This is a genomic window from Nocardia brasiliensis, assembly GCF_042691675.1.
Lineage (GTDB): Bacteria > Actinomycetota > Actinomycetes > Mycobacteriales > Mycobacteriaceae > Nocardia > Nocardia brasiliensis_D.
Genome location: NZ_CP170507.1, coordinates 2,795,695 through 2,822,344 on the forward strand (window position 1 = coordinate 2,795,695; position 26,650 = coordinate 2,822,344).

Here is a 26,650-nt window from a genome sequence, read left to right on the forward strand (position 1 = left end):
CGTGCGGCCGCCGCATCGGGTCAGGAGAACGGGTAATCCCCGCCGCCACCGGGCCGGTTGTTGCGTGGCGTGCTCAGGTCGATGGCGTCCTGGATGAGGTCGACGATCGCGCGGCCGATGTCGAGGACATCGTTGGCGAGGATGCTGAATTCTCCCGCGATGAGTTGCACCATGGTGTCCGTCCTTCTGCCCGCCCCGAAGGTTTCCGCTCTCAGGGTCGCATAACCGAGAGGGCTCGCCAAGGGTGTAATTCGCTTGATGGGCAGTGACTTTCGCGAACGATTCGCGGCGCGCGGGTGCCCCGGCGGACCCCCGTTGTGAATGGGCTTGCATCATCATGCATAATCATTTGTAGGACGCGCGGGCCGCTGTGGCGGGAAGCCGGTCCGTACTTTCGTAGTCAAGCATCGAAACCGAGGAGCACACAGACCATGTCCGAACGCGTCGTACTCGCCTACTCAGGTGGGCTGGACACCTCCGTGGCGATCAGCTGGATCGGCAAGGAGACCGGTGCCGAGGTGGTGGCCGTGGCCATCGACCTGGGCCAGGGCGGCGAGGACATGAACGTGGTGCGCCAGCGAGCGCTGGACTGCGGCGCTGTCGAGGCGATCGTGGTCGACGCGCGCGACGAGTTCGCCAACGACTACTGCCTGCCGACCATCCAGGCGAACGCGCTCTACATGGGCCGCTACCCGCTGGTCTCGGCGATCAGCCGCCCGCTCATCGTCAAGCACCTGGTCGAGGCCGCCAAATTCCACGGGGCGAGCACCGTCGCGCACGGCTGCACCGGCAAGGGCAACGACCAGGTGCGCTTCGAGGTCGGCATCGGCGCGCTCGCCCCGGACCTGAACGTGATCGCCCCGGTCCGGGACTATGCGTGGACCAGGGAGAAGGCCATCGCCTTCGCCGAGGAGAACGCGCTGCCGATCAACGTCACCAAGAAGTCCCCGTTCTCGATCGACCAGAACGTGTGGGGTCGCGCGGTGGAAACCGGCTTCCTCGAGGACCTGTGGAACGCGCCGACCAAGGACGTCTACGACTACACCGCCGACCCGACGGTCAACTTCGAGGCGCCGGACGAGCTCATCGTCACCTTCGAGAAGGGCATTCCGGTCGCCATCGACGGCCGCCAGGTCAGCGTGCTGGAGGCGATCGTCGAGCTGAACCACCGGGCCGGACGGCAGGGCGTCGGCCGCCTCGACATGGTCGAGGACCGGCTCGTCGGCATCAAGAGCCGGGAGATCTACGAGGCGCCCGGAGCCATGGCCCTGATCACCGCGCACCAGGAGCTCGAGGCCGTCACCGTCGAGCGCGAGCTCGGCCGGTACAAGCGGCAGGTCGAGCAGCGCTGGGGCGAGCTGGTGTACGACGGCCTGTGGTTCTCCCCGCTCAAGCGCGCGCTGGACGCGTTCGTCGGCGAAACCCAGGAGCACGTCTCCGGTGACATCCGGATGGTGCTGCACGGCGGCAACGCGGTCGTCAACGGCCGGCGCTCGGAGCAGTCGCTCTACGACTTCAACCTGGCCACCTACGACGAGGGCGACACCTTCGACCAGTCGCTGGCCAAGGGCTTCGTCCAGATCCACGGCCTGTCCTCCAAGGTCGCCGCGCGCCGGGACCTGAACCAGAAGTAGGCAAGTGCAGCGCCGTCACTGATGACCGCAATCCGAGGAGACAGCACACGATGACGCAGAGCGGCAGCACGAATACCGGTGCGCTCTGGGGCGGGCGATTCGCGTCCGGACCGGCCGAGGCGATGGCGGCGCTGAGCAAGTCGACGCAGTTCGACTGGGTGCTGGCGCCGTACGACATTCGCGCGTCCAAGGCGCACGCGCGGGTGCTGCACAAGGCCGGGCTGCTCTCGGAGAGCGACCTCGCCGCGATGCTGGCGGGGCTGGATCAGCTTGCCGCGGACGTGGATTCGGGCGCGTTCGCCCCCGCCGACTCCGACGAGGACGTGCACGGCGCGCTGGAGCGTGGCCTGATCGAACGGGTCGGCGCGGAGCTCGGCGGGCGGCTGCGGGCCGGACGTTCCCGGAATGATCAGGTGGCCACGCTGTTCCGGATGTGGCTGCGCGACGGTGTCCGCCGGGTCGCGGTCGGCGTGCTCGACGTGGTGGACGCGCTGGTCGCGCAGGCGGCCGCGCATCCGGATGCGGTGATGCCGGGCAAGACGCACCTGCAGGCCGCGCAGCCGGTGCTGCTGGCGCATCATCTGCTGGCGCACGCGCATCCGCTGCTGCGCGATATCGATCGGCTGCGTGATTTCGACAAGCGGGCGGCGGTGTCGCCGTACGGTTCCGGTGCGCTGGCCGGTTCGTCGCTCGGGCTCGATCCGGAGGCGATCGCCGCGGAACTGGACTTCGACGCGGCCGCGGCGAATTCGATCGACGCCACCTCCTCGCGCGATTTCGCCGCGGAGGCCGCGTTCGTGCTGGCCATGATCGGCGTCGACCTCAGCCGCATGGCCGAAGAGGTGATCCTGTGGAGCACACCGGAATTCGGCTATATCACGCTCGCCGACGCCTGGTCTACCGGCTCCTCGATCATGCCGCAGAAGAAGAATCCGGACGTCTCCGAGCTCACCCGTGGCAAGGCGGGCCGGCTCATCGGCAACCTGACCGGCCTGCTGGCCACTTTGAAGGCGCAGCCGTTGGCCTACAACCGTGACCTGCAGGAGGACAAGGAACCGCTGTTCGACTCGGTCGCGCAACTGGAACTGCTGCTGCCCGCCATCGCGGGCCTCGTCGCCACGCTCACCTTCCACACCGACCGGATGGCCGAACTCGCGCCCGCCGGTTTCACCCTCGCCACCGACATCGCCGAATGGCTCGTCCGCCAGGGCGTTCCATTCCGGGTGGCGCACGAGGCGGCCGGTGCCTGTGTCCGTGCCGCCGAATCCCGCGGCGTCGGCCTGGCCGAACTCACCGACGAGGAATTCGCCGCCATCGACCCGGCTCTCACCCCGAAGGTCCGCGAGGTCCTCACCGTCCAGGGCTCCATCGCCTCCCGCAACGCCCGAGGCGGCACCGCAGGCACCCAGGTAGCCCACCAACTCACCGAAATCGCCAGCACCACAGCCGAGCTCCGCGCCTGGCTGCGCTGAAGCTACGCTGCCGCCATGACCCTGCTTCTGCTGGCATTTGCCATTGCGTCCGAGGTGACCGCAACTGTTTCGCTGAAGATTTCCGACGGATTCACCAAGCTCGTTCCGTCGATCATCGTGGTCATCGGCTACGGGGCCGCGTTCTGGTTCCTGTCACAGGCGTTGAAACGCGGCATGCAGATCGGTGTCGCGTACGGCATTTGGTCGGCGGTCGGTGTTGCCGCCATCGCGATCATCGGAGTGTTGTTCCTGGACGAGCGACTGACCTTGATTCAGGTCGGTGGGATCGGTTTGGTGATCATCGGGGTGCTCGCGCTGGAGCTCGGCGGCGAGCACTGACCGAACGGGTGTGCCGATGTTACCGAGAGCGGTCGGCACACCCGAATGCCGTCTAGATCTGGATCAGAGGAACTCGCTGGTATCCAGATCGAAATCGAATGGCGGTGGAAGCCGCAACGACGCACCGAACTTGGCGGTGGCGTTGTGTCGGTATTCGCCGTCGGCAGGTTCCCAGTAAATCATCACCTCGCCTCGGTGGCGGTCGACGAGCAGGTACGCAGGGATGGCTCCCTGCGCGTAAGCATCGCGCTTCGCTATGCGATCGACATCCGCGTCGCGTTCGCGGCCCGAGGTGACTTCGACGATCATCAGCACTCCGGCCGGATCGGACCATGGCGGCTGGTCGCGGAAGTACCCGCGAGGTGCGACCGCGCCGTCGACGCGAGCGCGACTTTCGCGGTAGGCGGGAATGCGCAAGCCCCTCTCATGCAGCAATCGCAGATCCGGGCAGTGGTCGCGAACTTGATCGCCGATGATGCGGGCGTACTCGTCGTGCTCGCCATCCGGGACCGGAACCACGTAGACCCTTCCATCGATCAGCTCGACGTCGACTTCCTCGGACGATGCGCGCTCCAGCACCTCGAACTCCGCGAGGGTCACATCGGCGTCCATGCTGCTCATAACCCCAGGGTAGCGAGGTGGCGCGGGTTCGGTCTGCTGGTCGTCCACCAACAGATGTCGCGCGGCGGCGTGCGGGCTCATCTGCGGCCCGGGTCCGGTTTCGCGCTCGTACGGTCCACTCGGTAACTCCTTCTACTCGACGACAGGATGGTTGTGCATTTCCTTTGACGTGAGACGGGGCACGGTGGTTCCCGCGAAACTGCACAACTTTCAGACCTGAAACTGGAGCACTGATGATCCACTACCCGACGAGCTGCCGACGCGGGCGTTCAGTGCATTGTTTTCCTGCCCCAGAAGGCCGGGTTCCGTTGCACCGTCCGCATTTTGCCGAATACGTCCCTCGGGCGCCGGGCCGAACGTAGCATCGGGCGATGGACTGGACATTTGCTCAGCTGTGCGTGCGCGGATGTGGCCGATGACCTCGGACGATGCCGCAACCCAAGCCGATTCGACGAGCGGATCCGCCGTCGCATTGCAGGCCGATGGACTGGTGAAGCGCTATGGCGGCGTCGAGGCGTTGCGCGGCGCGAACTTTCAGGTGAGTGCCGGTGAAGTCGTTGCCTTGATCGGTGACAACGGGGCGGGCAAATCCACCCTCGTGAAATGCCTTTCCGGTGCCGAACAGCCCGATTCCGGTCGAATTCTGCTGGACGGCAAGCAGGTGGTGCTGAATACGCCGACGGCCGCGCGAAAACTCGGCGTGGAAACCGTGTATCAAGATCTCGCGGTGGCCCCCGACCTCGACCCGGCCGCGAACCTCTTCCTCGGCCGCGAGCTGGTGCGCAAGGGTTTGGCGGGCAAGCTCGGGATGCTGGACCGGACCGCCATGCGAGCCCAAGCGGTCGAACACTTCCGGCGTCTCGGCGTCACTCTGCAGAGCGCGGACGTGCCGATCGGTTCGCTGTCCGGTGGGCAGCGCCAGAGCGTCGCCGTGGCCAGGGCGGTGATGTGGGCGAGCAAGGTCGTATTCATGGACGAGCCGACCGCCGCGCTCGGCGTGGTCCAGCGCGAGCGGGTGCTCGAGGTGATCCGCCGGGTCCGTGACCAGGGCATCGCGGTGGTGCTGATCAGCCACAACATGCCGGAGGTATTGGCGGTCGCGGACCGCATCGAGGTGCTGCGGCTCGGCAGGCGGGTGGCTCGGTTCACCGCGGCCGATGCCACGCTCGAGCAATTGGTGGGCGCCATGACCGGCGCGCTGTCACAGGAGGGGTCGGCATGAGCCACCAGCGCGCCGCGCTCATCGCCTCGAACTACCGCAAGACACAGGATGTCGCATGAGTGAGGTCAAGTCTGTCGAGGTCAACGGCAATGGCGGGTCGGAGTTGCCCGAACGCACTGCCCTGCAACGGCTTCTGGGTGCGAGTACCGTGTGGATCGGGGTCGTTCTCGTCGCATTGTGCGTCGTGTTCAGCGTCATTCGGCCCGACGCCTTTCCCACCCGGTTCACCTTCCAGACGTTGTTGATCGAAACCTCGGTGCTGCTGGTGCTTTCGGTGGGGATGACGTTCGTGATCATCACCTCCGGCATCGATCTGTCGGTGGGCATGGTGCTGATCTTTTCCGGCGTGATCGGCGCGAAATCCATGGAGTGGCTGAGCCCGGACCAAGATGCCACCGGCGCGGGCTGGGGGATTATCGGCATCGGATTCCTGCTTTCCGTTGCGGGAGGCGGTGTTTGGGGGCTGCTCAACGGATTGTTGGTGGCCAAGGCCAAGATTCCGCCATTGATCGTCACGCTCGGCTCGTTCGGCGCCGCGCTCGGCGCCGCCCAGCTGATCACCGGTGGCGTCGACACCCGGACGGTGCCCGAAAACCTCCGTGACACACTCGGTTTCGGCACCACGCTGGGCGGCGTGCCGAACCTGGTGCTGGTCGCCACCGTGGTCACGGTGGTCGCCGCGTGGGTACTGCACACCACCCGTTTCGGCCGCTACACCTACGCGATCGGCTCCAACGAGGAGGCCGCCCGCCGCTCCGGCATCGCGGTCACCCGGCATCTGGTGACGGTGTATCTGCTCACCGGTGTGCTCGCCGGGCTGGCGGGTTTCATGAACCTGGCCTACTTCGGCACCACCACCATCGGCGGGCATACGACCGACAACTTGGACGCGATTGCCGGCGTAGTGATCGGTGGCACCAGCCTTTTCGGCGGAGTCGGCTCGATCGTCGGCACCGTGATCGGCGTGTTCATCCCGTCGGTGCTGAAGAAGGGTTTCGTCATCGCGCAGGTGCCGGTGTTCTGGCAGCCGATCGCGGTGAGCGTTGTCCTCGTCGCGGCGGTCTGGTTCGACCAGCTTCGCCGCCGGGCCCGCGATCGGAAATAGGAAACAACACACTATGGCGGAGGTAGCCAAATGAAGCGGACCGCGATGATGATCGGCACGGTGGTGTCGGTCGGCGCGCTGCTGGTCTCGTGTAGTGGGCAGGTGGGGGATTCGGGTGGCAATGACAGCAAGAAGCTGGTGTTGATTCCCGGTGTGGCCGACGAGCCGTTCTACATCTCGATGCAGTGCGGTGCGCAGGAACAAGCGGCGAAGCTCGGCTACAAATTGGATACGCAGGCGCCGACCAAGTTCGATGCCGGATCGCAGACACCGGTGTTGACCGGTGTGGTGGCGAACAAGCCCGGCGGCATCCTGATCGCGCCGACGCACGCCACTGCCATGGCCAATCCGATCAAGCAGGCCAAGGACTCCGGCATCAAGATTGTCGAGGTGGACACCGCGCTCGACGACACTTCCATTGCGGTGGCGTCGATTTCGTCGGACAACAGGAAGGGCGGCGAACTCGCGGCACAGACCCTGGCGAAGCTGGTGGGGGAGAAGGGGCCCGTGCTGGTGATCAATACGAAGGCGGGCACGTCCACCACGGACGCGCGTGCGCAGGGCTTCGAGGATGCGGTCAAGAGCTACCCCGGCATCCGCTCGCTCGGCGTGCAGTACAACAACAACGAAGCGGCCCAAGCGGCGTCGATCGTCACCGCGACGCTGGCCGCCCACCCCGACCTGGCAGGCATCTTCGCCACCAACCTGAGCTCGGCCGAGGGCGCGGCCACCGGCCTGCGCAACGCGAACAAGCTCGGCCAGGTCAAACTGGTCGGCTTCGACGCGAGCCCCAAACAGGTCGAAGACCTGAAAGCCGGTACCGTGCAAGCCCTTATCGCCCAAGACCCCGCAGGCATCGGCGCCAAGGGCGTCGACCAGGCCGCCGCCGCCATAGAGGGCAAACCGGTCACCAGAAAAATCCAGACCGACATGATCGCAATCACCCAGGCAGACATGGAACCCAACTCCAAGTACTTCTACAAGCGCAAGTGCTAACAGCCGAATGAGGGGTGCCCGACCGCGACAACCGCCCCGGTCAACCCTTCCCCCAACCCTTCGCCCACCGGGCCATCACGGCACCCCCACCTGACGTTTGCCGCAACCCTGTCCCGTTCGGCGCAGGTGACGTGGCTGAGCGGGACATGACGGTGCGTCTACTCGGTGTTTGCCACAGCCATGTTCCGCTCGGTGCAGATGATGCGGCCGAGGGGGACATGACAGCGCAGCCACTCGACTTCGCCGTCACGTCCCGTTCGGTGCAAACAATGTGGCTGAGCGGGACATGACGGTGCATCCACTCGATGTTTGCCGCAGCCATGTCCCGTTCGGTGCGGGTGATGTGGCCGGGCGGGACATGATGGTGTGCCTACTTGATGTTTGCCGCAGGCGTGTCCCGTTCAGTGCAGGCAATGTGTCCGAGCGGTACATGACGGCGCAGCTACTCGACGTTTGCCGCAGCTACGTCCCGTCCGGTGTAGATGGTGTGGTTGAGAGCGGCACGACGGTGTGCGCACTGGATGTTGGTGCAGCCGAGTCCGGTTCGATGCGGGTGGTGTGGCCGAGCGGGAGGTGGCGGTGTAGGTACTGGATGTTCGGCGCTGCTGCTACCCCGTCGGTACAGGCGATGTGGCCGAGCGGACAATGTGGATGCAGGTTATGTGGATGTGGCCGAGGGGGCATGACGGTGTGCGCACTGGATGTTTGGCGTAGCCGCGTCCGGTTCGATGCGAGGGGGTGCGCCTACTTGATGATTGGCGCAGCCACGTCCCGTTCGGCGGAGGTGATATGGCTGAGGGGGACATGATGGTGCGCCTACTTGATGTTTCGCGCTGCCATGTCCCGTTCGCTGGAGGTGATGTGGCCGATGGGGACATGGCGGCGCAGCTACTCGATGTTGGCGCAGCTACGTCCCGTTCGGTGTGGGTGATGTGGCTCGGGCGGGACATGGTGGTGCGCTCACTCGATGTTTGCCGCTGCCATGTCCCGTTCGGTGTGGGTGATGTGGCTCGGGCGGGACATGATGGTGTGCTTACTCGATGTTTGCCGCTGCCATGTCCCGTTCGGTGTGGGTGATGTGGCTCGGGCGGGACATGGTGGTGCGCATACTCGATGTTTGGCGCAGCCACGTCCCGTTCGGTGGAGGCGATGTGGCCTAGGGGGACATGACGGTGTGCCTACTCGATGTTTGGCGCAGTGATGTCCCGCTCGAGGTTGTAGCCGGGGGTTAGTCCTCTATGCCGAGGGGCATGACAGCGCAGCACTCGATGTTTGGCTCCTCCGACCCGCTCGGTGCATGTGATGTGGCCGAGGGGGAGATGGCGGCGCAGCTACTTGATGTTTGGTGCGGCCATGTCCCGTGCGGTGGAGGTGATGTGGCCGAGGGGACATGATGGTGCGCTTACTCAAGCGTTGCTGCGGCCATGTCCCGTGCGGTGCAGGTGATGTGGCCGAGGGGACATGACGGTGCGGTTACTCGATGTTTGGCGCAGCCATGTCCCCTTCGGTGCAGGTGATGCGGCCGAGGGGGACATGACAGCGCAGCCACTCGACGTTTGCCACTGCCACGTCCCGTTCGGTGTAAGTGATGTGGCCCGGGCGGGACATGATGGTGCGCTTACTCGATGTTTGGCGCGGCCATGTCCCGTTCGGTGTGGCTGATGTGGCTGCGCGGGACATGACGGTGTGCCTACTCGATGTTTGGCGCGGTGATGTCCTGCTCGAGGTTGTAGGGGGTTAGTCCTCTACTCGGACGGAGTAGCCGGCGTTGGCGAGGGCGGTTAGGACGTCGTCGCGGTGGTTGGGGCCGCGGGTTTCGAGGGTTAGGGAGACTTCTACCTCGTCTAGGGCGAGCCAGGTGCCGGTGCGGGAGTGGGAGACGTCGACGACGCTGGCGCCGGTTTTGCCGACTACGGCGAGGAGGGCGCTCAGGCCGCCTGGTCGGTCGGAGATGGTCACGCGGACTGCGAGGTAGCGGCCTGCGGCGCTCAGACCGTGGCCGATCAAACGGGTGAGCAGCAGGGGGTCGATGTTGCCGCCGGACAGTACCGCGCAGACCGGGCCCTTCAGGTCGAGATCGGTTGCGGCGCAACTCATCAGCGCGGCGACCGCTGCCGCGCCCGCGGGCTCGACGATCAGCTTTGCCCGCTCCAGGCACAACAGCAGCGCCTTGGACAGGGAATCCTCGTCGACGGTCAGCATTGCCGGGACGTGTTCGGCGACGTGGACGAATGGCACCTGACCCGGCTGCCCCACGGCAATACCGTCGGCCATGGTCGACATCCGCCCGACCCGCACCGGCTTGCCCGCGGCCAGCGAGCCGGGCCAGGCCGCGGCCTCCGCCGCCTGCACCCCGATCACCCGAACCTGCGGTGCCAGATGATGCATCGCCACCGCGATGCCCGCGATGAGCCCGCCACCACCGGTCGGCACGATCACCGTGCCGACGTCGGGGACCTGCTCCAGGATTTCCAGCGCCACCGTCGCCTGCCCGGCCACGATGTCCGGGTGGTCGAACGGATGGATCAGCGTCGCGCCGGTGCGGTCGGCGAACTCGAGGGCCGCGTCCAACGCCTCGTCGATGGTCTCGCCTACCTGCCGCACCTCGGCCCCGTACGCCTTGGTGGCGGCCAGCTTCGGCAGCGAGGCACCCACCGGCATGTACACCGTCGAGGTGATCCCCAATGACGCCGCCGCCCAGGCCACCCCCTGCGCGTGGTTGCCCGCACTCGCGGCAACCACTCCGCGAGCGCGGTCCTCGGCGGGAAGATTGGCAATCCGGTTATAGGCACCGCGCGGCTTGAACGACCCGGTGCGCTGCAAGTTCTCGCATTTCAACGTCACCTCCGCGCCCGCACGTTCCGACAAAACCCGCGACGCCACGATCGGCGTCTTCCGAATCACCGGCTCCAGCAACTCCGCAGCCGCCCTGATCCGTTCCATCCCGACCAACTCCATGCCGCCCATGCTGCCATCCCACCCCCAATACGTCCCACGATTCCCCGCCGGAACCCTTTCCGCACCCAACCACCCCTACCCGCGCCCCGCACGGGACATGACCGAGCCGCCACTCGCAACACCCCTCGGCCGTGTCCCGCCCGCCCGGGTTGGGCCGTCGAACGGGACATGACCGAGCCGCTACTCGCAACACTCCTCAGCCATGTCCCGCCCCGGGTTATGCGCCCACGCACGGGACATGACGGAGCCGCTACTCGCAACATCCCTCGGCCATGTCCCACCCCGGGTTATTGCCGTCGAATGGGACGTGACGGAGCCGCTACTCGCACGATGGCGCGGCCATGTCCCGTTCGGTCAAGATGCCTTGGCGAGGTTGTGGGCGAGGGCGCCGAGGCGGGCTAGGCGGGCGTCGCCGAGGGGGGTGAGGCGGCCGCCGAGGCGGTTGGTGACGAAGCCGAGGGACATGCCGGTGGCGGGGTCGGCGAAGGCGCCGGAGCCGCCGAGGCCGAAATGGCCGAAGGCGGAGATGGGGTCGGCTTTGGAGGGTTTCATGGGGACGGCGTGGTAGCCGAGGGCCCAGGGGATGCGCAGGGCGAGAACGTAATCGGGGGTGAAGATCTGGCGTTCGCTGATGGCGGTGATGGTTTCGGGGCGAAGCAGCTGGTAGCCGTCGAGTTGTCCGCCGTTGGCGAGTGCGCCGTAGAGGCGGGCCAGCGAGCGGGCGGAGAAGACGCCGTTGACGCCGGGCATCACCGAATCATGCAGGCGCGGATCGGAAACCAGTTCGGCGAAGCCTTTCGGGGTGGTGTCCATGGCGGCCGAGAACCTGGTCCTGCCGAGCAGCCGGGAGCTGTTCTCCCAGCTCATTCCCGCGACGGTGAGCCGGGGAAAGTTGGTGGCGATGCGGTCGCGCTCGGCCTCCGGTACCCGGAACCAGAGTTCTTCCGCCGCAAGCGGTTCGGCGATCTCGGTGCGCAGTACCTCGGTGAATTCGGTGCCGGTGACCTGATGGATCAGCTCGGCGACCAAGTGCCCGAAGGTGATTCCGTGATAGCCGCTGGTAACCAGGCGTCGCGGATCCGGCTCCGCCGCGGCCAGCGCCGCCGTCACGGCCGCGTCGTCGAAGAACCGATCGAACGCACCCGGCAGCAGGCCCCGCAGCCGATGCAATCCCGCACGGTGGGTGAGCAATTCGCGAACAGTGATGCGCTCCTTGCCCGCGGCCCCGAATTCCGGCCAGTACGTCGCGACCGGTTCGTCGTAGGCGACCTTGCCTTGCTCGGCGAGCCGGTGCAGCACAGTGCTGGCCACACCCTTGCCGGTGGAATAGGCCATGGCCACGGTGTCGCGCGCCCACGGCACCTGCGGCCGCGCGTAACCGGCCCAGACATCGACTACCGGCTCGCCGTGCAGGTAAACGGCGAGCGCTCCGCCGCCGTCGGTGGGTCGCCGGAAGAGCCGGTCGAACTCGGCGACCAGAGTCGCGAACCGGCGATCTACGAACTGTGCTGCCGAAACCGTCATCGGAAACTCTCTGTAGTACGTATCCCGATCCAGAATCGCACGTCGTGCCGAGGGCTCGTGAATACCCGGCCACGCGACGGCCGGTTCTAGGAGAGACTTTTCCGGAGCGTCACACACCTGACCGATCTAGCCGTCAGGCATGGTCCGATCGGCAGCGTGAATTCACGCCGCGACGGCGGTCTTCAGCGTCTGGAGTGCGGCATCCGGATCGTCGACATCGACGACGATCCGGGTCAAGTCGGTACCGGCCAATTCGATGCGCAGCGCGCGCCCGTCGAATCGGGTGTCCCAGAACTCTTTACGGCCCTTGCCGCGGAATGTTCCCGCGGCGATGACGCCGGGGAAGAAGGTGCCGGGCGCCCGAACCCACGGCGGACGCCGATCGACCTCGGCCCTAGTCACCGCCGTGATGTTCGCCAGATCGAAGGTGAGGTGCTCACGCAAAGCAAGCACCTGGTGCCCACCGAGCACCCGGATCGTCACGGTCGTACCGGTGACTTCGACTTCGACCATTGCGCACCTCACTTCGCCGCGAATCAACACCTCCCACAATGCAAGGCCGACCTGGTCGTAGCCTGTGCCGTTCCTATGAGTTCTCTCAGGATTTCTTGCATGTCACTACGTAGATATGCGCATTAAAACACGCGGGCGCGATTTCAAATCCCGACCCACCGACAAGTGTGTCGGACCAAAACGAGCAAGGACGGTATGGGATTCTCACCCTGCTCGGCTCCACCCGTTCCCGCAGGTCCTCGCTAGCGGCTACCCGCAGGTCGCTCGACAGGGCCCGCCCGCGAGAAGAGGTACCGGAGTGTTGAAGCTGGGAAAGGTCGCCGCAACCACGGCCGTATTTGCGGCAATCCTCGTCCCGTTCGACATCGGTGCGGCATCCGCCTTACCGCCCGGAGGCAGCTGCGCGAACGGTGAGTTCCGCTGGACCGCGGTGGACGGCGCGATCGACATGACGCCGCGCGAGCTCACGTTCACCTCCGTCGGCGTGCTCCGCGACTGCACGGGCGGCCCCGACGGCATCACCGGCGGCACCTTCACCGGCACGCACATCGCGAAGTCGCACTGCATGTTTCCGGCGGACGGCCCGATCACCGTCGATGTGCTCTGGTCCAACGGCGAGACGAGCAGGTTGTGGGGCCCATGGCCGGTGACCACCCAGCAGCCGACGGTCGGCACGTTGGACGTGATCGCAGGTCTCGGCCAGGGCAGCCGTGTCTTGATCACCGCCGACTACGAGATGACGACCCCGGCGATGATCGGTGGCTGCCTCGGCCCTGGCGTCCGCACCGGCGTCGGTCGGCTCAGCGCGGCGACCGTTCGGTGAGCGCCTGCTCGGCGAGGTCGAGGACGCCGGACAACCACGGCGTGTAGGCGTCCGGATCCTCCGCCAGCGCGTCCCGCAATGCGTCCGGCTGGATCCACACGTAGTCGGCGACCTCGTCCGGATCCGGCCGCGGGGCACCGGCGGCGAGCTCGCCGACGAGAACGTGGTCCCATTCGAACTCGACGCGCCCGGTCGCGGCATCCTCGGCGTGATAACGGTAGACGCCCACCTCGGTGAGTGCCGTGGCCAATCCCATCTCCTCGGCGAGGCGGACGGTGGCCGCCGCCAGGACGGGTTCGCCCGGTGCGGGATGGCCGCAGCAGGTGTTGGCCCACTGCGACGGGAAGCGGGTCTTGACCGCGGCACGCTGCTGCAACAGCACTCGCCCAGTGTCGTCGAACAGCAGCACCGAGAACGCGCGGTGCAGTTGTCCCGGCGACTGATGTGCCTGCGACACCGGGCAGGTGCCGATCGCGTTGCCCTCGTCGTCGACGAGTTCGACGGGCAGGGCTTCGCGATCGGTGATCGGCTGGGCGAGAGTGTCGGTCACCTGCCCACCTTATCGGCGGCGATCAGCAGGTATTGGAAGCTGCCCTCCTTGTAGGCGGTCAGGAACGGCCGCTCGACGCCGGTCGCCAGCTCGGATTTCGTGCGCAGCTCCCAGTAGGGGATGGTGGCCGCGGTGAGGTCGGTCACGTCGACCGGTACCAGGTTGTTCTCGGCCATCGCGCGAAAGTATTCGCTGCGCGGATGGATCATGCAGCCGTAGTGCGCGTCGATCCAGCTGACCGAGGACGAGCGGCCACCGGTCACGTCGTTGGAACAGCCGGTGACGCACACATAGCGGCCGCCGGGTTCGAGCAGTCGGGCGAATTCGTGAAACAGGTCGAACAGGTCGACGTACATGGTGGTCTCGTTGGTCCAGATGCCGCGCATCGACCACGGCTCGAACCCGGTTTCCAGCATGTTCCGGAAATGGAACCGCACCTTGTCGGCCACGCCGCGCTGGGCGGCTTGTTCGTTGGCGAAGCGGACCTGATATTCGGAGATGGTGACACCGTCGACCTGGCAGCCGAAGCGCTGGTTGGCCATGAAACTGGTGCCGCCGCGGCCGGAGCCGCCGTCCATCAGCCGGTCGTCGGGGCGGATGTCGCCGAGGTGGTCGAGCAGCAGCTCGGCCTGGGCGGTTTCCAGTCGGTGCAGTTCCTTGACGATTCGCTCCTGACGGGTCTCTTCCGGCCCGGTCAGCACAGAGGGGTCGGGCGCGCCGATGCCGTAGTGGTGATGGTAGAGCCCGTCCACTTCGCCGAGTTTGGTATTGACCCGGTCGTCGTTGGGGTTGTTGTTCCAGTACGCGGCAACGGCCTTCTGGTAGCTGGTGCGGAGCACGGCATCGGTGCCCGAGTCGAGCGTGGTCATCGGAGATCATCCCCTCTCGTCGCGGTGGTACTCAGGTTGCGGTGCTGCTCAATGCGATTCGTTGTAGCGTTTGCTGTCCGCGTGCCAGGCGCGGTTGCCGCCCATCCAGGCCCACAGGCCGCCGAGGAAGCGGCGTAGTTCGGGGGAGCCCGCCGCGGCCAGCGGGGCCGCTTCGGTTTCGAACCGGTGCACCAGTTCGTCGTGCACGGCGGCGGTGTGTAGTACCGCTTCGCGCCGCGAGCAGCGCTCTTCGGCGGCAAGCACTGTCGGCAGATTGAATTCCCTTCCGTCCGACCGATCTTCGCGCGCCATCGAGTAGAGGTCGTTCACCATCTGGCTGGCCAGCGCTGCCGTGGTGACGACCCGGCGGACCCGTGGATCGGTGTATTCGGCGGCCTGCAGCTCATATCCGCCGACCACGTCGATCGGCGCCATGCACGGCAGGAAACTGTGCGGCTGGCGGTTGGTGAGGTACTCCCACACCGGCGGCATTCGCCCGGCGGTTCGCCAGCCCGCCTCCGCGCCCAGCGCGATGAACCAGCCCGCGATCTCGGTGCGCAGCCGAGCCAGCTGGGCCGGGGTCGCGTAGTGCGCGAGGTGTTCGAAGGAGGTACGGAAGGCCCGTAGGATCGGATCCGCGTCCAGCGCCTGCTCCAGCTGTGCGGCGTAGCGCACGGGGAGATGAACGGGATCTATTGCGGCGGCGGCCAATTCCAGTCGCGGCCCCAACTCTGCTTCCGCACTCGACGGCGTCCCGTCGGGCGCTCGATCGTCGGCATCCTCCTCGCAGTAGTAGTCGTCCACCGACCATTCGGACACCGCGCATTTGGCTGCCGCGAGCAGCCGATCCGGATCCCCGCAATCCGGATGCGCGAGCATGATCAGGCGGCCGAAGTCCGCGTCCCGTAACTCGTCCAGCCGCCCCTCGTAGAGTCCGATTTCCTTCGCCCACGCCACGATTCCGTCGTTGACCGCCTGCGCGAGTACCGGGTCGTCACGCAACGGCGGGGGACAATATAGCGGTGGAATCGGTGCTTCGGCGCGCTGGAAGTAGTACGACGTGGTGCCCAATCCCGTAGGCCCGAACGGGATTCGCGCCGATTCGGTGGCCGCAGGCGGATCCGAGGCAGGGTGCGGCGACGTGCTCTGGGGGACCGGCGAAGTTTGCTCCTCGGTGAGGATCGGCGTTGTCTTACGGACGAATGCCGAAGCCGTGCCCAATCCGGTGGGCCCCGACGGTATGCGGGCCCCCTGCGCTGTCCCGACGGAAACGGCTTCGGTATCGGCTACTGCCGCAGTGGATGAAACCGCCTGTACGGCAGTGTCTTCCGCGTACGACTGATCCCCGAATGGCTGGCGCGGCGCGGTGGTGCGCAGGTCTGTCAGGAGCGCGGCGACGGCGGCGGCCACCTCGTGGGTGGCCGGTGGTGCGGCCGCGCGGGAGAGCACCGACATGGCTCATCCCCCCGGTCAGTCCGCTTGCCGGGCTACCAGGACATTGTCGAGCACGCCCAACGCGTCGGGCACCAGCACCGCCGCCGAGTAATAGCAGCTGACCAGGTAGGACATGATCGACTGGTCATCGATGCCCTTGAACCGGACGTTGAGGCTCGGCTCGTATTCGTCGGGTATGCCGGTCTGGTGCAGGCCGACCACGCCCTGGTCCTTCTCGCCGGTGCGCATGGCCAGAATCGACGTGGTCTGTTCTTCGCTGACCGGAATTTTGCCGCAGGGGAAGATCGGCACGCCCCGCCACGCGGGCACCCGATGCCCGTCCACGTCCACCGGGTCGGGATAGAGGCCGCGCTTGTTGCATTCACGCCCGAACGCGGCGATTGCTTTCGGATGTGCGAGAAACAGTTTCGTGCTGCGCCGCATGCTCAGCAGCTCGTCCATGTCGTCCGGCGTCGGCGGTCCCGACTGCGAGTAGATGCGCTGATTGAGATCGCAGTTGCGCAGCAGCCCGAAGTCCGGATTGTTGACCAGATCGTTCTCGCGCCGCTCGTAGAGCGCCTCGATGGTCAGCCGGAGTTGCTGCTCCACCTGGTTCATCGGGTCGTTGAACAGGTCGGCGACGCGGGTGTGCACGCGCAGCACGCTCTGCGCGAGGCTGAGTTCGTATTCTCGTGGGGCGCTGTCGTAGTCGACGAAGGTCCCGTCCAGCTGCGGTTCGCCGGTGTGCCCCGAGGAGATCTGGATGTTCGCCTCGCCGTGCTTGTTCTGCGGCGGGGTCGGCGCGGCGGCGACTCGCGCCAAGTGTTCGCGCAGCGACGGCATGGCGTCGAGCGCTTGATCGAGCGCGTGCTTGGGCAGCACCAGCAGGGTGGTCGGGGTGGTGGTTTTGAGGGTGACCGGCCAAATGGCCGACCCGTCGGTGAGGGTGGCGCCGCCGAAATAGTCACCGTCGGCGAGCTGACCGACCACTGTTTGTTCGCCGTAGTGTCCGGAACCGATCTTGTTCAGCTTGCCGTGCGCGATCAGGATGAGCTGATCCATCGGATTGCCGAACTCGGCGATCACCGTTCCGGGTTCGTGATCGCGCTGTTCGAAGCGGTCCGCGAGGGAATGCAGCGCGTCCTCGTCGTCGAAGCCGCGTAGCTGCGGAATTTCGGTGAGTTCCCGGGGAATAACGCGGCATTTCCCACCATTGATGGCGAAGGTGACGGTGCCGTCGCCGACGACGTAGGTCAGGCGCCGGTTCACTCGGTAGACACCACCGTTGACCTGCACCCATGGCAGTGACCGGGTAAGCCACCGCGAGGTGATGCCCTGCATCTGCGGTTCGGTTTTGGTGGTGGTCGAAAGCTGATGGGCCGCCGTGGTACTGAGGCTCTTACGGCCGTTGGTTTGCGCTTGAGCTGACGTTTCGATGGTCATGCGACGTCCTCACCTCGAGATTGTCACCGAGCCGGTCGATGGTGTGATGTTCAGCGTCGACAGTTGTGCACGACAAATAGACAGGCTGTGTGCGGCCTGCGGAGCCTACTGTTTCGAGCGAATTGCGTTACGCGACAGTGCGTTCCAGATGTCATTGATGGTAGGCCGCGAAACCGGGCTTCCGCAGCGGAATTTGGAAGATCACGCGGACATGATCGCGACACGCCGCCGGATCGGCATAACGGCGACAGCGTCCTTATCGGGTGAGGTGTCGGCGCGGCTCGCGGTCCGCGGCTAGGGCCGGATACCGACCAGCCGGTTGTCCGGCAATGTCGGCCATCCGCCGAGGGCTACTACCTGCCGGTAATTTTTGACGTCGGCGGACGCATGGATCGTGTCACAGCGGACACATAATGGATAGGCGGTATGGGAAGCTCGTCTGAAACATCGTGGCGTACCTCTCGGGGGCCGGAAGGGCATTCCCTTCGGCGGAGTACGCGGAGGATGAGGATCACGTTCTAGGGTAGGGCCAGGAGCGACTTTGAAGTTCAATGCGAAGGATTTGGTCGGATCGGTGCAGCGGTTGATGGCAACCGCGCAGAACGGCCTGGAGGTCATCCGCTTCGGCGGGTTGACCCACGATGTCGAGTCGTCTCCGTTCGAGATCGTGGAGCGCAGGCGGATGTACCGGCTGCGGCATTACTTCCCCGACGACATCGTCCCGGGGCGACCCGTCGTGCTGCTGGTGCCGCCGCTGATGGTGAACGCCGACATCTGGGACGTGAACGCCGAGGACGGCGCCGTCGGCATCCTGCATCGCGGCGGAATCGATTGCTGGGTAGTCGATTTCGGCTCACCCGCCAGCGAGGAGGGCGGCTGGGAGCGGGACCTCGCCGACCATGTCCTCGCGGTGAGCAGCGCGATCGACGCGGTGACCGAGGCGACCGGCAGCACGGTGCACCTGATGGGCTACTCGCAGGGCGGCATGTTCGCCTACCAGGTCGCGGCCTACCGGTCCGGCAAGGGTGTGCGCAGCATCGTGACCTTCGGCAGCCCCGTCGACATCGTCGCGGGCATGCCGTTCGGCCTGCCCTACGGGATGGTCTCCGACGTGGCCGACTTCCTGGCCGATCACGTCGTCACCCGGCTGCCGATCACCGATTCGATGGTGCGAATCGGCTTCCAGCTGCTCGACCCGATGAAGACCGCCAAGGCCAGGATCGATTTCCTGCGCCAGCTGCACGACCGCGAGGCACTGCTGCCCAAGGAGCGGCAGCGCCGGTTCCTCAACAGTGACGGCTGGGTCGGCTACGCGGGTCCGGCCGCCGCGGATCTGCTCAAGCAGTTCGTGGCGCACAACCGATTGATGTTGGGCGGCTTCGTCATTCGCGATCAGCCGGTCTCCCTGGCCGAGCTGAAGTGCCCGATTCTCGCGTTCGTCGGCGAGGTCGACGACATCGGCCAGCCCGCGGCGGTGCGCGGCATCGTGCGGGCCGCGCCGAACGCGGAGGTCTACGAGGCGGCCCTGGTCGCCGGGCATTTCGGTCTGGTGGCGGGCAGCACGGCGACCAACCACACCTGGCCGCTGGTGCGTCAGTGGGTCGACTGGCTCGACCGCGATGAGCCGCTGCCGCCGGAGATCTACCCGATGGCCGAGCACGTCGACGCCAACCGGCCGCGCTCGGCGGCCACCCGCGTCGTGCACACCGCCGCGACCCTGGCCGAGGCGGGCGCGGGCGTCGGCAAGGCGCTGGAAGGCATCGCCAACAACACCATGCGCGGTTCGGTGGAACTGGTCGGCGAGGCCGCGCGGGCGCTGCCCCGACTGACCCGGCTCGGCATGATCCAGCCGCACACCCGCATCTCGCTGGGCCGGCTGATCGCCGAACAAGGCAGGCGCGCCCCGCTGAAGGACCTGTTCCTGTTCGAGGATCGGGTGCACACCAATGCGGCGGTCAACGTTCGCATCGACAATGTGGTGCGCGGGCTCGTCTCGGTCGGCATCCGTCCGGCGATGCGGGTCGGCGTGATCATGGAGACCCGCCCGAGTGCGCTGGCGACGGTCGCGGCGCTGTCCCGGCTCGGTGCGGTGGCGGTGCTGCTCGCCCCGGGCAGCGAGCTCGCGCGTGCCCTCGAACTCACCGGCGTCGACACCGTCGTCGCCGACCCGGAGAACCTGCGGCACGCGGTGACCACCGGGGCGCGGGTGCTGGTGCTCGGCGGCGGCGATACCCGCACCCTCGACATCCCGTTGAGCGATCAGGTGATCGACCTCGAGCAGATCGATCCGGCTCAGGTGAAGCTGCCCGGCTGGTATCGGCCCGATCCCGGGCTGGCGCGCGAGCTGGCGTTCGTGCTCGTCACCGGCACCGGCGACCGGTTGGAGACCAAGTACATCACCAACCACCGCTGGGCGCTGTCCGCCTTCGGCACCGCCACCACCGCCGACCTGGACCGCCGGGACACGGTGTACTGCCTTGCGCCGCTGCATCATTCGTCCGGTCTGCTGGTGAGCCTCGGCGGAGCGATCGCGGGCGGCAGCCGGATCGCGCTGGCGCGTTCGCTGGATCCGGCGCAGTTCGCCGAGGAGGTGCACCGCTACGGCGTCACCGTGGTCACCTACACCTGGACGATGCTGCGCGACATCCTCGACGCCGAGGTGTTCCCGGTCGGGCACCGGCACCCGATCCGGTTGTTCATCGGCTCCGGCATGCCCGCCGGGCTGTGGCGGCGCACCACCGAGCAGTTCGACCCGGCCCGGGTGGTGGAGTTCTACGCCTCCATCGAGGGTGACGTGGTGCTGGCCAACGTGAAGGGCGCCAAGCGCGGCTGCAAGGGCCGGCCGGTGCCGGGCACCGCCAGGGTGGAATTGGTCGCCTACGACCCGATCACCGAGCAGATCCTGCTCGACGACTCGGGTTACGCGCGGCGGTGCGCGGACAACGAGGTCGGGCTGCTGCTCGGCAAGGCTTCCGAAGGAGTGGACATTTCCGCGGGCGGCCTGCGCGGGGTCTTCGCGCCCGGCGACTCGTGGATGCCGACGGAGAATCTGTTCCGCCGTGACAGCGACGGCGACTACTGGCTGATCGACCGCAAGGACACCGTCATCCGCACGCCGCGCGGGCCGGTGTTCGGGCAGCCGATCGTCGATGTGCTCAACGACATCACGGCGGTCGACATGGAGGTCGCCTACGGTCTCGAGGTGGGTGAGCGCCCGGGGACGGCAGCCGGCGGGGTCGGTAAGTATTGCATCGCCGTTGCCGCGGTCAGCGTGCGCAAGGGTTTCCGGCTGGAGCCCAAGGATGTGACCGAGGCGTTGCGCGCGCTCGACCCCGCCCAGCGGCCCGATCTGGTCTATGTGGTCGACGAGATCCCGCGCAGTTCCTCCTACCGCCCGTCCACCCGCGCAGTGCAGGCGGCGGGTCGGCCCGAGCCCGGCCCCGACACCTGGTGGTACAACCGGGAGACCGATACCTACGAGGTGTTGACCGAAGAAGACGCGCCCAAGATCCTGGGCGACAGCTGACGCATCGAATCAGGTTGCCGAACCGCCGGATTCACCATGTCCGGCGGTTCGACCCGGTCGCGCGCGCACGCCGGCTGCGCCGTAGCATCCCACGCTGACGTTGCTGTCCGAATTGTTCAGGGGAACTTGGTGCGTACGAGCCTTATCTACCGCAACGCCACCGTCTACGAGTTGCTGATCCGCGCGCTGTACGGCAGGCACTACACGGCTCGGTATCGCGCTGTCGAAGCGCTCGTGCCGGTGGGGGCGAGTGTGGTCGATCTGTGCTGCGGGCCGGCCACGTTGTACACCCGCTATCTGCGCCGCAAGTCGGTCGACTACACCGGCCTGGATCGCAACGATGGCTTCGTCGCCAAGCTCAGCAGGGCGGGCGGGCACGGCAAGGTGTGGGACCTGCATTCCGACACCCCGCTGCCCGAGGCCGATTATCTGGTGATGCAGGCGAGCCTCTACCACTTCCTGCCCGATCCCGCGCCCGTGCTCGACCGGATGCTGGCCGCCGCCCGCAAGCAGGTGATCATCGCGGAACCGGTGCGCAACATGGCCACCAGTGACAATCGCGTGCTCGCCACGATCGGTCAGCGTTTCACCAACGCCGGCGACGGTGTCCAGGCGCACCGGTTCACCGAGGCCACGCTGGACGACTTCGTCCGCCGCTACGAATCGCGCGTGGTGCGGCGGTCGCTGATCGCGGGCGGCCGGGAGAAGCTGTACGTGCTCGACGCGACGTGAGCGACCGGCGGCCCGCGTACCGCCAGTCGAAATCGGCGTACCGCCAGTCGAAGTCGGCCGAGGTCAGACGGTGAACTCGGTGACGGCCTCGACCACGCGCGCGATCTGCGCGTCGGTGAGGTCCGGCCACAATGGCAGGCGCACAACGGTTCCCGAGAATTCGGCACTGCGCACACACGGCCGCGGGGTCCGGCCGAGCTTGAGTCCGGCCGGGCTGGAATCCAGCGGCACATAGTGGAACGGCGCCGAGACGCCGCGCGCACGCAGGTGGGTGATCAGGTCGTCGCGGCGTTCCTCGGTGGGGGTGCGCAGGTAGTACAGGTGCGCGGTATGTTCGCGGTCGGCGGGCACCGTCATCAGCCGGACATCGTTGCGGGCGGCCCACTCCGGCAGCGCGGCGGCGTAGGCGTTCCACACCCGGTGCCGTCCGGCCTGGATGGTGTCGAATTCGTCGAGTTGAGCGTCCAGCACGGCCGCGTTCAGCTCGCTGGGCAGATAGCTGGAGCCGATGTCCTGCCAGGAGTACTTGTCCACCGCGCCGCGCAGGAAGCGGGCCCGGTCGGTGCCCTTCTCCCGGATGATCTCCGCCCGCGCCATCAGGATCTCGTCGGTGAGCAGCAGCGCGCCACCCTCACCGCAGTGCACGTTCTTGGTGTCGTGGAAGCTGAGCGTGCCGAGCGTCCCGATGGTGCCGAGCGGGCGACCGCGCCACCGGCCGCCGAGGCCGTGCGCGTTGTCCTCGACGATGGCGAAGCCGTGCGTGTTGGCCAGCGCGAGCAGCCGGTCCATGTCCGCGGCGACGCCGCCGTAGTGGATGACCACCACGGCTTTGGTCCGTTCGGTGACCGCGGCCGCTACCGACTCCGGGTCCAGATTGCCGGTTTCCGGGTCGATATCGGCGAACACGCAGGTGGACCCGCGCAGCGCCATGGCGGTCGCGGTGGAGGTGAACGCGAAGCTCGGGACGATCACCTCGTCGTCCGGGCCGAGTTCGAGCAGCAGCCCCGCCATCTCCAATGCGGAGGTGCACGAGGTGGTCAGCAGCGCGTGTGGCGCGCCGGTGATGGCCTTCAGCTTCGCGGTCGCGGCCGCGGTGAACGGTCCGTCGCCGTGACTGTGATCGGAGCCGAGCACGGCTTCCAGATTGGCCAATTCGCGGCGGGCCCGGAACGGGCGGCTGAAAATGACACGGTCAGTGCTCAACCCGGTCGTTCCCCCTGTCAGTGGTGGTGGTCAGTTCCCGGGCCGTCGCCGTGTTTTCGGCGGGTCGCGGCGTCGGCGAATCGACGGTCAGATACAGCGGTTTACCCACGAGGATATGCAACGCCACCCCGAGGTATTCGGCGATCAGGCCGAGCGAGAACAGGATCGCGCCGGAGACCAGCAGCAACACCACGATCATCGACGCCCAGCCTTCCGGCGCCCAGTTGTCGGTGGTGAGGGCCTCGTACACGATGACGGCGGCGATCAGCCCGCCGACCAGCGCCAGCGTGACGCCGAGCAGGCTGACCAGTCGCAGGCCGCGAGTTCCGCTGCACAGCACCATCTTCCAGAACAGCGAGAACAGGCGGCGATAGTTGTAACCGGATTCCTCGCGGCCCTCGGCGCGCAGCACCACCGGCACCTGGGCCACCGAGCCGACCACCCAGGTCAGCGCGACATCGAGATACACCCCGTTGGAGGCGACCTCGGCCAGCTGACGGCCGATGGCGCCACGAATCAACCGGTAGCTCTCGAACCGGGTGGAGTCCGGGAACGCGAACACCGTCGCCAGCACCAGCTTCGCGCCGCGTGAGGTGAGGTTGCGGAGGAAGCCGTGCGGGCGGGTGTTGCTCGGCTTGGAGTAGACCAGTTCGGCGCGCTCGGCCAGCGCCGCATCCAGGAAGACGCCGATGAACCGGGGATCGTGCTGGCCGTCCTCGTCCATGGTGACGATCCAGTCGCCGCGGGCGGCCGACATGCCCGCGATCGTCGCGGCGTCCTGGCCGAAGTTGCGGCTCAGCCAGATGGTGCGTACTTCGGGGTAGGCCTGTTCCAACTCCTGCAACACCACATCGGACCGGTCGGGGCCGTGATCGTGGACCAGGATGATCTCGTCGACCGCGAAGGTGGTGCCGCCGGGGGTCACGGTGGGGCGGGTCAGCTCGTGCAGTTCGGCGACGAGTCCGCCGATGGTGTCCTCGCCGCGATAGATCGGCACGACCACGGACACGACGTGCGACCGGTCGGGCCGGCCGTTCGAGGTGACCGCGTCGGGGCGGGGCGTGCGGGTGGAGGGAATCGGCATCAGCTGGATCGACTTTCGATGACGGTGCGTGCCGGTACTCCCCGCTGGACAGCAGGGCCCGAGCCGCCCAGAACTTTAGCATGGTGCGGGTTGCGTAATCCGGGCGCGCGCATCACCCCATCTTCACCGCGTCGGTGGCCGGATGCCAAGCGCCACACTGCTGTGTAGGGTTTGGAACTCGTGACGGAAAGTGCAGGGTCGAGGGTGGCGCTCCCAGGGTCCGCCGAGGTCACGAGGGCCGGTGCGGCGGAGGTCGTGGCGGATACCGGGCCGGACGGGGCGGCCGTGGTCACCAGGCCCGCCGTCGAGGCCGACGCAGCTACCGAGACCGACGCTGGTGTGCGGGCCGACGCGTCCGCTGTCGCCGAGACCGACGCTCCGGTCGAGCAGGGGGATGCCGCCGAGCCCGATGCTCCCGCCGACGCAGCGCGGCGCGACGTATACCGCTGGGGACTGATCACCGCGGTCGGCGTGGTTTTCGGATACCTCGCGGTGCTGCTCGCCAACGCCAGGCACTTCTACACCGACGACACCGAATCCCAGTACACCGGACTGTGGGTCGGCCTCGGCGACGCCCTGCGGGACGGCACCTTCCCGGTGCTGGTGCCCGAACGGTGGATGTCGGGCAACAACACGATGGACGACGCGGGCCTGTTCAACCCGCCGCAGCTGCTGATCGATCTGATCGCGCCGTCGGTCGACAACATGGCGGTCTATGCCACCGTCGTCAAACTGATCTTCGCGATCATCGCCGCGCTCGGCGTCTACCGCATCTGCCTCGCCTACGGCGGCAAGCCGGCGTGGTCGGCGGTGGCGGGTGTGGCGTTCCCGCTGTCCGGATTCTTCCTGTTCTTCGACGAGGCCAGCTGGATGACCGCGCTCACCGGCACCGCGTGGCTGGTGCACGCCTGGGCGTCGTCGGTGCGCTACACGCGCGGGCAGGGCGGACCGATCCCCGTCTTCGTCTTCCTGTACCTGACCATCTCCACCCAATACATCTTCCCGGCGGTCGAGGCGGCGCTGATGCTGCTCGCGGTCGCGGTGGGCGAGATTGTTTACCAACGCAAATGGCTGCCGGTGGCGCGGCTGGCCATCGCGGGCGGCTGCGCCGGGTTGGCCGGGCTGCTGACCTTCCTGCCGAGCATGCTGTCGGCGAAGGTGACCTGGCGCGGCACCATGGAGATCAACAACGACCAGTTCCTGACCGTGCCGTGGTCGGAATCGCTCAACGCCAGCCTGCCGAGTTCGCTGCCCGCGTTCACCTCCTGGTGGGGGTATGTGCAGCCGATGCCGGTCACCTACATCGCCTGGTTCCTGATTCCGGCGCTCGCCTTCATCGATTGGCGGCGGGCCAAGGACAGCTGGCGGGAACTGTCCGGCGTCGCGTTCTTCGCGGTCATGATGCTGATGTGGGCGGCCGGGCCGGGTTCCATCGGTCCGCTGCGCTGGCCGGTCCGGGTGCTGCCGATGCTCGCCATCGGACTGCTGGTGCTGGTATGTGTGCTGCTCGGGCGTTACGGCACGACCCGGGACCTGAAGAATCGCGGTATCGCCGCGGGAGTGCTGATCCTGCTGCTGTGGGTGCGGTCGTTCTCCGCCGACCCGCACGACGTGATCTGGCATGTGCTCGCGGCCGCCGCGATCGTCGCGCTCGGTGTCGCGGTGGTGTGGCTCGACCGCACCAAGGGTGTCGCCATGGCCTGCGTGCTGGCGATCGTCGCGATGTTCCCGATCGCCTTCCTCCAGGTGCATGCGGCGCAGCCGACACCCATGACGTGGAACCTGCCGACGAACCGCTCCGAGGCCAAGGCCGCCTTCCCGGACTTCCCCGGCACCACGCTGCAACTCGCCGAGCGCGGCCTGCTCCAGCCGGGGGACAACAGCCTCGAAGGTGCCTACGGTTCCCTGGTTTTCGGCAACTACGCCAAATCGTTGGAACTGAGCTACGTCAACGGCTACACCCCGACGGGTCACTTCTACTTCGGTGAGCTGTTGTGCATGCGCTGGGACAGCAGCGTCTGCCCGGACGCGTACCGGCGGATGTTCGCGCCGGAGCCGACCACCGGGCGCACCCTGGTCGACCTGATGAAACTGGATCGCGTGGTGCTGCAACGCGCACTGTTCCCGGACGTCCGCAACCAGCCCGCGCCGGACGGCTGGAAATGGGTCGACTACCCGGGCCATGAGAAGTACATCTGGGTGCTGGAACGGGTGGACGGCCTGATCTCCACCGTCAACGGCCGGGTCGCGGACGCGAAGAACGTGACCGCGACGTCGATCTCGGAGACCGACACCACCAGCCGGGTGCGGGTGAGCGCACCGAACGGTGGGCGCGTGGTGTTCTCCCGGCTCGGCTGGCCCGGTTACCGCGTCACCATCGACGGCAAGCAGGTCCCGATCACCACGGTGGCGAAATCTTTTGTCGCCGTTGATATTCCCGCTGGCACGCAGAATGCCGAGCTGGTGCTGACCTGGCGTCCGCCGGGGTGGAAGATCGGCATCGGCGCGGCCGCCGCCGGACTGGCGGGCATCGGTGTGCTGCAGTGGCTCGCGGTGCGGTCGCGGCGGCGTGCGCCGGAGCAGCCCGCCGCCGGGTAGGGTC

General features: G+C 67.0%; 21 protein-coding genes. 10 read left to right on the forward strand and 11 right to left on the reverse strand.

Annotation, left to right across the window (positions count from 1 at the left end; translation table 11 throughout):
• Positions 1-20 precede the first annotated feature (20 nt).
• On the reverse strand, positions 21-173 hold the full coding sequence (locus ACFK0J_RS13060) for a hypothetical protein (RefSeq protein ID WP_378739774.1): 153 nt from the start codon (positions 171-173) through the stop codon (positions 21-23).
• Between the two features lie 258 nt (positions 174-431).
• On the opposite strand from ACFK0J_RS13060, the gene ACFK0J_RS13065 reads away from it, so the two are divergent.
• From ACFK0J_RS13065 to ACFK0J_RS13075, 3 genes are read left to right on the forward strand one after another with little or no spacing between them, the layout of a single operon-like run.
• The gene (locus ACFK0J_RS13065) at positions 432-1,634 is read left to right on the forward strand and encodes an argininosuccinate synthase (protein WP_378739779.1); all 1,203 of its coding nucleotides are present in this window, start codon (positions 432-434) and stop codon (positions 1,632-1,634) included.
• A gap of 50 nt (positions 1,635-1,684) precedes the next feature.
• Positions 1,685-3,106 carry an argininosuccinate lyase gene (gene argH / locus ACFK0J_RS13070; protein ID WP_378739781.1) on the forward strand — a complete coding sequence of 474 codons (1,422 nt, stop codon included), beginning with the start codon at positions 1,685-1,687 and terminating at the stop codon, positions 3,104-3,106.
• A gap of 15 nt (positions 3,107-3,121) precedes the next feature.
• The gene (locus ACFK0J_RS13075) at positions 3,122-3,445 is read left to right on the forward strand and encodes a multidrug efflux SMR transporter (protein WP_218476216.1); all 324 of its coding nucleotides are present in this window, start codon (positions 3,122-3,124) and stop codon (positions 3,443-3,445) included.
• A 63-nt stretch (positions 3,446-3,508) separates the two neighbouring features.
• Here the strand turns inward: ACFK0J_RS13075 and ACFK0J_RS13080 are convergent, their stop codons facing one another.
• Positions 3,509-4,066 carry a Uma2 family endonuclease gene (locus ACFK0J_RS13080; protein ID WP_378739783.1) on the reverse strand — a complete coding sequence of 186 codons (558 nt, stop codon included), beginning with the start codon at positions 4,064-4,066 and terminating at the stop codon, positions 3,509-3,511.
• Positions 4,067-4,481: 415 nt separating this feature from the next.
• Between ACFK0J_RS13080 and ACFK0J_RS13085 the strand changes: the two genes are divergently transcribed.
• Genes ACFK0J_RS13085 through ACFK0J_RS13095 form a run of 3 tightly spaced genes read left to right on the forward strand, consistent with a single transcriptional unit; the run spans position 4,482 to position 7,389 of the window.
• Positions 4,482-5,288, forward strand: coding sequence for an ATP-binding cassette domain-containing protein (locus ACFK0J_RS13085; RefSeq protein ID WP_378739784.1), 807 nt, complete (start codon positions 4,482-4,484; stop codon positions 5,286-5,288).
• A 55-nt stretch (positions 5,289-5,343) separates the two neighbouring features.
• Positions 5,344-6,393 (forward strand): ABC transporter permease, encoded by a 1,050-nt coding sequence (locus ACFK0J_RS13090; RefSeq protein ID WP_378739785.1) that lies wholly within the window; start codon positions 5,344-5,346, stop codon positions 6,391-6,393.
• Positions 6,394-6,423: 30 nt separating this feature from the next.
• The gene (locus ACFK0J_RS13095) at positions 6,424-7,389 is read left to right on the forward strand and encodes an ABC transporter substrate-binding protein (protein WP_378739786.1); all 966 of its coding nucleotides are present in this window, start codon (positions 6,424-6,426) and stop codon (positions 7,387-7,389) included.
• Between the two features lie 1,737 nt (positions 7,390-9,126).
• Here ACFK0J_RS13095 and ilvA read toward each other — a convergent pair.
• The 3 genes from ilvA to ACFK0J_RS13110 form a co-directional block, all read right to left on the reverse strand.
• Positions 9,127-10,356: a threonine ammonia-lyase gene (gene ilvA / locus ACFK0J_RS13100; protein ID WP_378739787.1), complete on the reverse strand. Its 1,230-nt coding sequence runs from the start codon at positions 10,354-10,356 to the stop codon at positions 9,127-9,129.
• Between the two features lie 345 nt (positions 10,357-10,701).
• A complete protein-coding gene (locus tag ACFK0J_RS13105; RefSeq protein WP_378739789.1) occupies positions 10,702-11,871 on the reverse strand; it encodes a serine hydrolase domain-containing protein in 1,170 nt (389 codons plus the stop codon).
• A 162-nt stretch (positions 11,872-12,033) separates the two neighbouring features.
• Entirely contained in the window at positions 12,034-12,384 is a 351-nt protein-coding gene (locus tag ACFK0J_RS13110) for a hypothetical protein (protein WP_378739791.1), read from the reverse strand.
• Between the two features lie 298 nt (positions 12,385-12,682).
• On the opposite strand from ACFK0J_RS13110, the gene ACFK0J_RS13115 reads away from it, so the two are divergent.
• Positions 12,683-13,207, forward strand: coding sequence for a hypothetical protein (locus tag ACFK0J_RS13115; RefSeq protein ID WP_378739793.1), 525 nt, complete (start codon positions 12,683-12,685; stop codon positions 13,205-13,207).
• Here the strand turns inward: ACFK0J_RS13115 and idi are convergent.
• The 4 genes from idi to ACFK0J_RS13135 are packed head-to-tail and all read right to left on the reverse strand — an operon-like array spanning position 13,185 to position 17,503.
• Positions 13,185-13,757: an isopentenyl-diphosphate Delta-isomerase gene (idi, locus tag ACFK0J_RS13120; protein WP_378739795.1), complete on the reverse strand. Its 573-nt coding sequence runs from the start codon at positions 13,755-13,757 to the stop codon at positions 13,185-13,187. The two genes, ACFK0J_RS13115 and idi, sit on opposite strands and share 23 nt — an antisense overlap.
• Entirely contained in the window at positions 13,754-14,626 is an 873-nt protein-coding gene (locus tag ACFK0J_RS13125) for a geranyl diphosphate 2-C-methyltransferase (protein WP_378739797.1), read from the reverse strand. The genes idi and ACFK0J_RS13125 overlap by 4 nt, the downstream gene beginning before the upstream one ends.
• A 48-nt stretch (positions 14,627-14,674) precedes the next feature.
• Positions 14,675-16,081: a family 2 encapsulin nanocompartment cargo protein terpene cyclase gene (locus ACFK0J_RS13130; protein WP_378739799.1), complete on the reverse strand. Its 1,407-nt coding sequence runs from the start codon at positions 16,079-16,081 to the stop codon at positions 14,675-14,677.
• Positions 16,082-16,096: 15 nt separating this feature from the next.
• Positions 16,097-17,503, reverse strand: a complete 1,407-nt coding sequence (locus tag ACFK0J_RS13135) for a family 2B encapsulin nanocompartment shell protein (protein ID WP_378739801.1) — start codon at positions 17,501-17,503, stop codon at positions 16,097-16,099.
• A gap of 541 nt (positions 17,504-18,044) precedes the next feature.
• Here ACFK0J_RS13135 and ACFK0J_RS13140 point away from each other — a divergent pair.
• Positions 18,045-21,029 (forward strand): acyl-CoA synthetase, encoded by a 2,985-nt coding sequence (locus ACFK0J_RS13140; protein ID WP_378739803.1) that lies wholly within the window; start codon positions 18,045-18,047, stop codon positions 21,027-21,029.
• Positions 21,030-21,158: 129 nt separating this feature from the next.
• A complete protein-coding gene (locus tag ACFK0J_RS13145; protein ID WP_378739805.1) occupies positions 21,159-21,761 on the forward strand; it encodes a class I SAM-dependent methyltransferase in 603 nt (200 codons plus the stop codon).
• Positions 21,762-21,824: 63 nt separating this feature from the next.
• Here ACFK0J_RS13145 and rffA read toward each other — a convergent pair whose 3' ends face one another.
• Together rffA and ACFK0J_RS13155 are read right to left on the reverse strand one after the other, a co-directional pair.
• Complete coding sequence (gene rffA, locus ACFK0J_RS13150) at positions 21,825-22,964, reverse strand: dTDP-4-amino-4,6-dideoxygalactose transaminase (protein ID WP_378739807.1); 1,140 nt, start codon at positions 22,962-22,964, stop codon at positions 21,825-21,827.
• Complete coding sequence (locus ACFK0J_RS13155) at positions 22,954-24,048, reverse strand: glycosyltransferase (RefSeq protein ID WP_378739810.1); 1,095 nt, start codon at positions 24,046-24,048, stop codon at positions 22,954-22,956. Before ACFK0J_RS13155 ends, rffA begins: the two co-directional genes overlap by 11 nt.
• Before the next feature lie 471 nt (positions 24,049-24,519).
• Between ACFK0J_RS13155 and ACFK0J_RS13160 the strand changes: the two genes are divergently transcribed.
• On the forward strand, positions 24,520-26,646 hold the full coding sequence (locus ACFK0J_RS13160; protein WP_378742817.1) for a hypothetical protein: 2,127 nt from the start codon (positions 24,520-24,522) through the stop codon (positions 26,644-26,646).
• Positions 26,647-26,650: the final 4 nt, after the last annotated feature.